Raw genomic sequence first — 8,603 nt, 5'->3', positions numbered from 1 at the left:
GGAGGACGAAGTCCGAGTTATAATGAACGAAACTAGCCCCTTACCCGTAAAATCGTAGATTAATCGGGTAAGGGGCTAGTTTCGTTCATATCAGGAGGCTCAGCGCCCGCCCACGGAAAGCGAGGGATTTCCCGGCCCTCCTTTTTGTATCCAAGGCAACGGAAACATGAAAAAGTCTCGAAAATGAGTCTTCAACAATCGGGAGCTTTAATGGAATAAGAAAGTTCAAGAGCAAGTGATGAAGGAACATTTCTTTGCAAATGAGTCTATCCTGTCTTTACACGTGACAAGCTTATTTCACTGAAAAAACCCATAATTCGACACCATTTGTCACGATTGTGTAAAGAGATGAAACACAAATGTAATAATAATTTGTCTTTATTTAGCGAATTTATTTGTTATAATTATTAGGGTAATCGCAACATACGACAAAGACTACATAATTTTTACATCATAGATCAACAAAATGAGTGTTTAGTAGGAAGTGATTTAATATGCATCACCGCAGTTTTACATCTTACGGTGTCATGAAGAACGACCGAGACGATAAAAAATATACAGAAATCATTGAACGGTTGAAAACAAGAGGTGACTCCCAGTATGAAATTTAAGACGTTCGGCCGCCACGGTAAAGAAGGCGTAAAGAACTTGACGAGGAACCGCTGGATGTCCGTAGCTTCTATATCAGCTGTAACCGTTACACTATTGCTGGTAGGAGTATTTGCCACCTTACTTCTTAATCTAAATGACATCGGAACTCAAATCGAAGAAGATGTCGAAGTTCGTGTCTTTATAGACAGAACTACCGACCAACAAGGTCAAGAACAGTTGGAAGAAAAGATAGGAAATATATCTGAAGTATCAAGTGTAGAATTTCAGTCTAAAGAAGAAGGACTGGACCAATTGATTGATAGTCTGGGAAACGAGGGAGAAGTCTTTGAATCTTTGAAAGACGAAAACCCCCTCAATGATGTGTTTATTGTCAAAGCTCAAAATCCTCAGGATACCATCCAAGTGGCCCAATCCATCGAAGACTTTAAAAATGTCGAAAAAGTTGAATATGCCAAAGAAACGGTAGAGCGTTTGTTCAACGTTATGGATATGGCTAGGAATGTTGGCCTTGCCATCATTGCTGGTTTGTTATTTACAGCAATGTTTCTGATTGCAAATACCATTCGTATTACAATCGTTGCTCGTAAAAGAGAGATTGAAATCATGAAAATGGTTGGAGCGACGAACTGGTTCATTCGCTGGCCATTCTTGTTCGAAGGCATTTTGATTGGTATTTTAGGTTCCGTCATTCCAATTGCATTGGTCATTTTCGGATACGATTATCTCTATTCAGAAATAACAACTCGATATCCGACTTTATTCATCGATTTACTGCCGGTATATCCGTTTGTTTTTGAAGTTTCAAGTATTCTCATTTTAATGGGAGTCATTATCGGTTTATGGGGAAGTTTCACGTCGATCAGGAAGTATTTGAAAGTATAAGAATCAGAGCTTATATACAGAAAAGAAACTTTTGAGTTGGGGGAGGAAGAACGATTGAAATTTAAAGTTTTAGTGGCCGCCTTAACCGTTAGCTTTTTGCTTTCAGGGCTGTCAACTGCAAGTCCGATTTTCGCTGAAGACTTGAAAGACAAGTTGAGCGAAAATAAGGACAAGCAGTCAGCAGCTGAAGATAAAAAACAGAAAACAGAGCAAGAAATTGCTGAAGTAAAAGAAGATCAACAACGCGTCAGTGCTGAAATCGAACGTTTGGACAAACAGATCATGGAAGCAACTGATAAGATTAAAACAAAAGAAAACGAAATCGAAGAAACTCGACAAAATATTGAAGAGCTTAAATCAGAAATTAAGGCTCTTGAAGAACGAATTGCAGAAAGAGACGAATTGTTGAAGGATCGTGTCAAGTCGATGTATCAAAATGGTGGAGCCATTGATTACATAGATGTCTTGATGGGTGCAGAAAGCTTTGGGAATTTTCTTGAGCGAGTCATGAGCCTAAACACGATTGCAGAGCAGGATAAAGAACTTCTTGAGCAGCATAAAGCAGACAAAGATGCTGTAGAGAAGAAGAAAGCAGAAGTTGAAGAAGAACTAGCTTCATTAGAAGATAAACTAGCAGAACTTGAAACATTGAAACAACAATTAGATAGTAATAAACAAGAAAAGAACAACTTGTTGAAGTCTCTTGAGCAAGAAGAAGAAGAGCTTCACAATCACAAAATGGATATTGAAGAAGAACAACAGACGTTAGCTGCACAAGAGGCGGCGATCAAGAAAGAAATTGAGCGTCAACGAAAAGCTGCTGAAGAAGCAGCAAGAAAAGCTGCAGCAGAGAAAGCCGCAGCAGAAAAAGCAGCGCGTGAAAAGTCACAAGCAGAAGCAGCCAGTACGTCTAGCAGTAGCAGCAACAGTGATTCCAGCTCCAGCTCCAGTTCAAGCAGCAGCTCTTCTCAGTCATCCAGCAGTGGGTCATTGTTCAGCTGGCCTACTAACGCTGCGACTACATCAGAGTATGGCAACCGCGTACACCCGATAACTGGTGATTTACGCTTGCACTCTGGTATTGACTTAGCTGGCGGAGGTACGCATCCAATTCGAGCAGCAGCTGATGGGACAGTTATCCGTGCCTACTATTCTTCTAGTTATGGAAATGTTGTCTTCATGTCTCACCAAATTAATGGACAAACATTTACTACACTATATGCTCATATGAGAAGCACACCGAAAGTATCTTCTGGCCAATCCGTATCCAGAGGACAGCTATTAGGATATATGGGAAGTACCGGGGACTCTACAGGGAAGCACTTGCACTTCGAGATCCATGAAGGTTCTTGGAACCCAAGCCGTTCGAATTCTGTAAACCCACGTAAATACTTGCCATAATAAATGACGAGAAAACACTCTGACTATTAATAGTCAGAGTGTTTTTTGCTTTTTCTATTTTTTCCTTCGCTAGCCTCTTGTCCCCTTTCATAAACTTTATGATTCTGTCTGATTATACCGATAAAGATCTGTACCCTATTCATCAAATTTTCATATTAAATCGTTAAAATGTGCAGAGGAGGTGACCAACTTGCATATTCCTCCCTTTATATTTGCTAGGATTCTAGCTTTTATTGCAGGAATCGTTATTTACTATTTTGCATCGCACCATTCGGCTAGGACAAAAAAAGATAGAATTTCTTCTTTCCTATCTCTGCTAGCGAGGTTTGTTATTTTAATGTTTCTCATGAAATTTGTTACGAAATTTCCCATGGTATTTGAGTATCCTTTTGCCTTGCTCGCTTATCCTAGTGGAACATTTGAGTTCTATTTAGCTCTATTAGTTATCCTATTCATCTATCGAAACGAATATAAAAAAACGAAAGATAAAGGAAGCTTTCACTATGATATGTTTCTTCTAGCAGCGGGGTCTTCGTTCTTTTACTACTTTACAATTATTACCTTGTATAGTGAAGATGTCTTTATAGAAATAGGATTGTGGTTCTTTTTGTTCGTTAGCTCTGTAATCTTTAAAAAATACTGGCATGAAATTTTACTGGTTGGAATCGCTACAGCTAGTGTGCTCTCTATCGTTGTAGAGGTTCCTGCTATTATGGGGATTCGCGTGCATATGGCGTTCTATCTATTACTTACAATGTTATTATTCATTCTCCTAATAAAGAAATGGAGGGGTTCTAAATGGGCTCAGACGTAACGTTATGGCTCGCATTGGGGGCAGGAATTATATCCTTCTTCTCTCCATGTACATTGCCGATTTTTCCAGCTTATTTATCATACATAACTGGAATGAGCGTTAAAGAAATCCAGAGTGAGAAGAGCTTGAAGGTGAGAAGAAAACTTCTCTTTCATTCTATCTTCTTTTTACTCGGAATCAGCTTGATTTTCATTAGTCTTGGTCTTGGAGCTACGATGCTCGGGAGCCTTATGAAAGGGTTGTTTATAGGAAGCACTGGTGACTTCCTGCAGAGAATTGCTGGCATTTTCATCATTGTCATGGGATTATTTATCGGCGGATGGATTAATTTCAAATGGTTGATGAGGGAAAAGCGGATGTCCGTTAAACCTAAAACTACCCTGGGTTACGCTGGAACTGTTTTTGTAGGCATGGGGTTTGCTGCAGGCTGGACCCCTTGTATCGGCCCGATCTTTGCCTCTATTCTAGTGCTTGCAGCCAATGAACCTGCAAAAGGGCTGCTATACACGATCACGTATGTAGTTGGTTTTGCCATTCCGTTTTTACTTTTCACCTGGTTTATCGGATCTACCCGTGTAATTTTAAGATATAGCCACATTATCATGAAAGTCGGAGGAAGCTTAATGATCGTCATGGGGGCGCTTTTGTACACTGGGCAGTTAACTCGACTGTCTAATATTCTGCTCCGACTCGTACAAGATACTTGGTTTTCTAATGTAGGATCAATACTTTTTAGTTAGGAGTGAGCGAGTTGAAAAAATGGATCATCATTGTGGTCATTACGGCTTTATTTGGCTGGGCTGTCTATGACTTGGCAGATAAGGAATCTCAAGAGAGTACACCATCTGAGGAAAAATCATCAGGTACGAAAATGGTAGCTGAAGGCGAATCGCAATCAACCCCACAGAATGGGTTGGAAAAAGGCCAGAAAGCCCCGGAGTTTACTTTAACTCGATTAAATGGAGAAACAGCTTCACTATCTGATTATGAGGGAGAAAAAGTATTAATCAATTTTTGGGCGACTTGGTGCCCTCCTTGCCGTGCTGAAATGCCAGATATGGAGAAATTCTATAATGAAACCGACATAGAGATCCTTGCAGTTAACTTAACTGGAACGGAGAGTGCTAGAGGGGATGTGAACAATTTTGTACAGGAGTTCGGTTTATCTTTTCCAATTCTAATGGACCATGATTCAGAAGTGATGGCAAAGTACCAGGTTGGTCCTGTACCAACATCCGTCTTTATAGATGGTGAAGGAAGAGTGCAATCTGTTATACTTGGCGCGATGAATTATGATATTATGATGCAGCGATATGAAGAACTATGAGAAATGAGGCGTAACGGTGAATCCTAAAGTATTAATTGTTGAAGACGACGCTAAAATTTCCAACCTCATCAAGCTCTATTTAGAGCGTGAGCACTATGAGACCTTGCAAGCTTATGGTGGGAAAGAAGCACAAGAGTTGTACGTAAGACATGTGCCTTGTCTAATCATATTGGATTTAATGCTTCCGGGTATGAGCGGCGAAGAATTTTGCCAATGGGTCAAAAATGAGAACGTCCCTGAAGATCCTGCAGTGATCATGCTGTCGGCGAAAGCTCGAACCGAAGAAAAAATCAACGGATTAAAGATAGGAGCAGATGACTACATGACAAAGCCGTTCAGTCCGGAAGAGCTGATGGCTCATGTAGAAGCAGTCCTGCGCCGGACAGGAAGGCTCTGCCAAAAAATAGTCCATGAGGGACTCGTGATTAAACCGAGAAAAGGGGAGGTATTGTTGCACGGGGAAGAAATTGAACTCACAACGTACGAATTCAATATGCTTTATCTGTTAATGGAGAATCCTGGACAGGTGTTTACCCGTGAGCATTTAATGGACCATATCCACCCTCATGCCGATGCAGATATCTTCCCGCGTACAATTGATGCCCATGTAAAAAAATTAAGAAGAAAAATTGAAGAAAAACCTGGGAATCCGCAGCGAATTGTAACCGTAAGAGGAATGGGATATAAATTTGTTGGGGAATAGGGTAAGACAGTTGATTTCTTCCGATTTACGCCTTCGTTTGATGATGATTCAAATCTTCATTCTTACGGGTTTTATTCTGTTCAGCGGGTTGACGATCTATCAAACCGCATGTTGGTTGGTAGGGGATATAAACGGGATAGCAGACGCTGCTCAAAGCGGGTTTCATGTGGATCTGCTCCGTTATTTCTGGATCATCTCTGGAGCGGCAATTATCATTGGAAGTTTTATTTACTTGAAAGTCACTCATTCGATATTGAAACCGATTCAACAATTGAAGCAATCGGTTATAGAAATTCGAAACGGCAGATATCCAGCGTTGATTGATTTTCATGATCAATCGGATGATATTGGTCAATTGGTCCATCACTTTAACGATTTAAATAAGAAACTTCAACTGAATGAAGAGCTTAGGAACCTTATGCTGAGCGATATGTCTCATGAACTGCGAACTCCACTCTCGAACCTTAGAGGGTACCTAGAAGCGCTTAATAAAGGCGTGATTGATGGCGACCCAAGCATATACCAATCGTTAGCAGAAGAAACGCAGCGTATCACAGATTTACTGAGTCAAGTTGACTGGATACGTGAATGGGATGGTACTTCACAGGGTACCATGATTACTCCTGAACGTGTGAAGGTTAGTGACCTTATCGATCATGTTGTGAAATTATATCAATTAGAGTTCGAACGGAAACGAGTCTCTCTTATAGTAGATGTAGAGCCAATAGACCTTTATATAGACCGCAGGGGAATTCATCAAGTGCTTATTAACCTTTTAGGCAATGCGTTAAATTATTACGAGGGAAAAGAAACTGTTGAACTAAGAGGACATAAGCAAGGAATGGACTATATCCTCTATGTGAAAGGACCGGGACAGCCAATCCCTGCAGAGCATATTGATAAGGTATTTGAGCGCTTTTTCCGTGTTGATACATCCAGATCACGCGAAACAGGAGGATCTGGCTTAGGTTTAGCGATTAGTAAGGAAATTGTCGAACGGCATAACGGTAAATTGAAATTGGAAAGCAAAGGAAACATCCATAAGTTTATTATCCGTTTACCGAATGTCTCCAGTCCAAGCTGACTAGGGAGACATTTTTCTTAGTTGACATTATACCCATTAGGGTATATAGTATAACAAGAATTAATAAGTAAGGAGTGGAACAATGATTGCTATTATAGTCAGTGCCGCTATACTCACGTTGTTGTTCTTTATGAATAGATATGCGCCTGTACATGGTGTAAAAGAAATAAATATAGACCATGTCAGCGGAGATACGGTCCTTCTCGATACAAGGGACTACCAGACATCTAGTAGAGATGCTGTAGACGAAGCATACTGCATCCCTTTGTCTTACCTTAATCGTCATCACACCGATCTACCAAATAAAAAAGTAGTGTTGATTGTAGAGGATCATGTAGAAAAAAACTTGTGTACACGTTTGCTGCGTAGAAAAGGGTACGAGGTCATTGGGTATATGATGGCTTCTCAAATGAACGGGTATTACCCCGCCCCTTGTATTTGTGAAAAATAGGAGTGGATTCTGTGGAAATGATTATTCAATGGATCATCATCATAGGGCTTGCCGCCTTTATCCTTAGTCGGTTCCTGCCTGCGAAAGGCGTAGAAAACATCAGCTCGCAAGAAGCTCAAAAGCTTATGAAGAACAAGAATTGCCAATTTATCGATGTGCGTACACCAGCAGAATATAAATCCAATCACCGTAAACCTTTTAAAAACATTCCTTTATCGAATATCGCTACTCGTTCTAAAGAATTGAACCGGGATAAAGAAGTCGTTTTAGTTTGTCAAAGTGGAATGAGAAGCGCTAAAGCGGCAAAAATTCTAAGGAAACAGGGGTTCTCAAAGATTTATAATGTAAAAGGCGGTATGAGTGCCTGGATATAAAATAAAGATAGTAAGATTGTACGGAAGTATCTTGCGAAGGTCTATAGAAGACCTTCGCTTCTTTTATTGCAGGACTTTATCCCCTTTTTTTCTCGTACATATCTCAGAATATTTAAACAAATGATATAATTATGGTAGAGATTCCCTTTCATCATGAGAGAACTCCAGAATAAAGTCGTTTACGAGGAGGATATGCATGAGTGAAATGAAATTGATTCCATATCGTACTGAACAAGTATTAGAAACTACGTCGGAAGTTCCAAAAGGGATCCAGATGATTGAGGCAGAAGATTTGTGGGTGGATAGTGATCGGGGGAAGGGGAGTGTTGTAGCAATCATTGATACTGGCTGTCAAACGAACCATCCTGATTTGAATGGAAGAGTTATTGATGGTCGCAATTTCACCTCCGATTATGAAAGTGATCCTGACAACTATCAAGATAACAATGGTCATGGTACACACGTGGCTGGTACAATAGCAGCTGTTGAGAATGGGGAAGGGGTAGTAGGAGTAGCTCCCGAAGCCAAACTTCTCATTTTAAAGGTTTTAACCGGATCTGGGAGCGGTGAATATAAGTGGATCATAGACGCAATTGACTATGCTATTAAATGGACCGGTCCAGATGGTGAAAAAGTTCGAGTCATATCCATGTCACTTGGTGGCCCGGATGATGCTGAAGAGCTCCATCAAGTCATTAAGAAAGCAGTAGATAATGACATATCAGTAGTGTGTGCGGCAGGTAATGAGGGTGACGGCCGTGAAAACACTCCAGAATTAGGCTATCCTGGTGCATATAATGAAGTTATTCAGGTAGGCGCAATTGACCATCAGCGCGCTTTGGCTGACTTTACGAACACGAATGACCAAATCGATCTTGTCGCCCCTGGAGTAGATGTCTTATCTACCTATATTGATGGAAAGTATGCAAGGCTTTCAGGTACATCTATGGCTACT

10 protein-coding genes are annotated in these 8,603 nt (G+C 40.5%); all 10 read left to right on the top strand.

What is annotated here, in order from left to right:
- Positions 1 to 600 precede the first annotated feature (600 nt).
- Complete coding sequence (gene ftsX, locus LD39_RS10160) at positions 601 to 1,494, top strand: permease-like cell division protein FtsX (RefSeq protein ID WP_035545881.1); 894 nt, start codon at positions 601 to 603, stop codon at positions 1,492 to 1,494.
- Between the two features lie 54 nt (positions 1,495 to 1,548).
- Complete coding sequence (locus tag LD39_RS10155; RefSeq protein ID WP_035545880.1) at positions 1,549 to 2,895, top strand: murein hydrolase activator EnvC; 1,347 nt, start codon at positions 1,549 to 1,551, stop codon at positions 2,893 to 2,895.
- 337 nt (positions 2,896 to 3,232) lie between these two features.
- Positions 3,233 to 3,709 carry a hypothetical protein gene (locus LD39_RS10150; protein WP_156112615.1) on the top strand — a complete coding sequence of 159 codons (477 nt, stop codon included), beginning with the start codon at positions 3,233 to 3,235 and terminating at the stop codon, positions 3,707 to 3,709.
- On the top strand, positions 3,694 to 4,449 hold the full coding sequence (locus LD39_RS10145) for a cytochrome c biogenesis CcdA family protein (protein ID WP_035545876.1): 756 nt from the start codon (positions 3,694 to 3,696) through the stop codon (positions 4,447 to 4,449). Before LD39_RS10150 ends, LD39_RS10145 begins: the two co-directional genes overlap by 16 nt.
- Positions 4,450 to 4,451: 2 nt before the next feature.
- On the top strand, positions 4,452 to 5,036 hold the full coding sequence (locus LD39_RS10140) for a redoxin domain-containing protein (RefSeq protein ID WP_369793235.1): 585 nt from the start codon (positions 4,452 to 4,454) through the stop codon (positions 5,034 to 5,036).
- 16 nt (positions 5,037 to 5,052) lie between these two features.
- On the top strand, positions 5,053 to 5,739 hold the full coding sequence (locus LD39_RS10135) for a response regulator transcription factor (protein WP_035545871.1): 687 nt from the start codon (positions 5,053 to 5,055) through the stop codon (positions 5,737 to 5,739).
- Positions 5,729 to 6,823, top strand: a complete 1,095-nt coding sequence (locus LD39_RS10130; protein WP_156112614.1) for a cell wall metabolism sensor histidine kinase WalK — start codon at positions 5,729 to 5,731, stop codon at positions 6,821 to 6,823. Before LD39_RS10135 ends, LD39_RS10130 begins: the two co-directional genes overlap by 11 nt.
- A gap of 82 nt (positions 6,824 to 6,905) precedes the next feature.
- Complete coding sequence (locus tag LD39_RS10125) at positions 6,906 to 7,274, top strand: hypothetical protein (protein WP_052158807.1); 369 nt, start codon at positions 6,906 to 6,908, stop codon at positions 7,272 to 7,274.
- 17 nt (positions 7,275 to 7,291) lie between these two features.
- Positions 7,292 to 7,648 carry a rhodanese-like domain-containing protein gene (locus LD39_RS10120; RefSeq protein ID WP_035545884.1) on the top strand — a complete coding sequence of 119 codons (357 nt, stop codon included), beginning with the start codon at positions 7,292 to 7,294 and terminating at the stop codon, positions 7,646 to 7,648.
- 196 nt (positions 7,649 to 7,844) lie between these two features.
- A partial coding sequence (locus LD39_RS10115) for a S8 family peptidase (RefSeq protein ID WP_035545867.1) occupies positions 7,845 to 8,603 on the top strand: 759 nt, incomplete at its 3' end.

It is taken from the genome of Halobacillus sp. BBL2006, from assembly GCF_000786645.1.
Classification (GTDB): Bacteria; Bacillota; Bacilli; order Bacillales; family Halobacillaceae; genus Halobacillus.
The sequence above is the reverse complement of the archived record's forward strand: the minus strand, read 5'-3'. Positions and strand labels throughout refer to the sequence as shown.

Bases quoted from the DNA above. Each gene is read 5' to 3' on its own strand.
- ftsX (WP_035545881.1), top strand. From the start codon at position 601: ATGAAATTTAAGACGTTCGGCCGCCACGGTAAAGAAGGCGTAAAGAAC.
- LD39_RS10150 (WP_156112615.1), top strand. From the start codon at position 3,233: ATGTTTCTCATGAAATTTGTTACGAAATTTCCCATGGTATTTGAGTAT.
- LD39_RS10145 (WP_035545876.1), top strand. From the start codon at position 3,694: ATGGGCTCAGACGTAACGTTATGGCTCGCATTGGGGGCAGGAATTATA.
- LD39_RS10125 (WP_052158807.1), top strand. From the start codon at position 6,906: ATGATTGCTATTATAGTCAGTGCCGCTATACTCACGTTGTTGTTCTTT.
- LD39_RS10120 (WP_035545884.1), top strand. From the start codon at position 7,292: ATGATTATTCAATGGATCATCATCATAGGGCTTGCCGCCTTTATCCTT.